At 61.6% G+C, this 700-nt stretch carries 1 protein-coding gene and 1 pseudogene; both read right to left on the bottom strand.

Features of this window, described 5'->3' with window-relative positions:
- Positions 1-314 (bottom strand): annotated as a pseudogene (locus QZL63_RS03240) (DNA polymerase III subunit beta); the annotation flags it as partial.
- Positions 315-366: 52 nt separating this feature from the next.
- Positions 367-700, bottom strand: a 334-nt coding sequence (locus tag QZL63_RS03235) for a phosphorylase family protein (RefSeq protein ID WP_441293887.1), incomplete at its 5' end; no start/stop codon positions are given.

Below are 700 nucleotides of genomic sequence, written 5' to 3'. Positions count from 1 at the left end.
CCGCTCTTCCACTCGATGCGGATCTCCCAGTTCTTGTCATTGACGTCGATCGTCAGGGGCAGTTCGGGGAACTCCTTGAGCGAGTCGAGCATCAGTTTGCCGGGCGCGGCGATCGTGCCTTCCGATTCGACGCTGTCCACCTCGATCGAGCCGATGAGCGTCGTCTCCAGGTCGGAGGTAGTGACCTTGAGCGTCGTGCCGTTGAGTTCCATGAGGAAGTAGTCCAGGATCGGGAGCGTATTCTTGTTGCTGATGACCTTGCCGGTCGTGGCCAGGAGCGAAAGCAGTGCCGAGCTTGATACGGAAAATTTCATAGTCTCTTGTCTCTTATTTCTTGTTGTTGATGTTGATTGCGTGTCGTGTGTTTCAGTCCAGGGAGGCGAGCTTGTCGAGCGCCGTTGCGATCATCCGCCGGACGAAGGGCTTGTAGTCCGTGCAGGCGTCGAGCGCCACCCGCTGGGCGATGATCGTGCAGATCGTGGCGGCGCGGTGCCCCATGAGGGCCGCCAGGCCGGCCAGGGCCGAACCCTCCATCTCGAAGTTGGTGATGCGGCGCCCGCGGTAGTCGAACGACTCGATCTTCTCATTCAGGTGCACGTCCTGCGGCTCGAGGCGCACCCAGCGGCCCTGCGGGGCGTAGAACCCCGGTGCGGCGATGGTGATGCCTTCGCGCGTGCAGTCGCGGAAGAGCTCGAAGAGC

It is taken from the genome of Alistipes sp. CAG:268 (assembly GCA_000434235.1).
Lineage (GTDB): Bacteria > Bacteroidota > Bacteroidia > Bacteroidales > Rikenellaceae > Alistipes > Alistipes avistercoris.
This window is presented reverse-complemented; position numbering and strand designations above follow the sequence as displayed.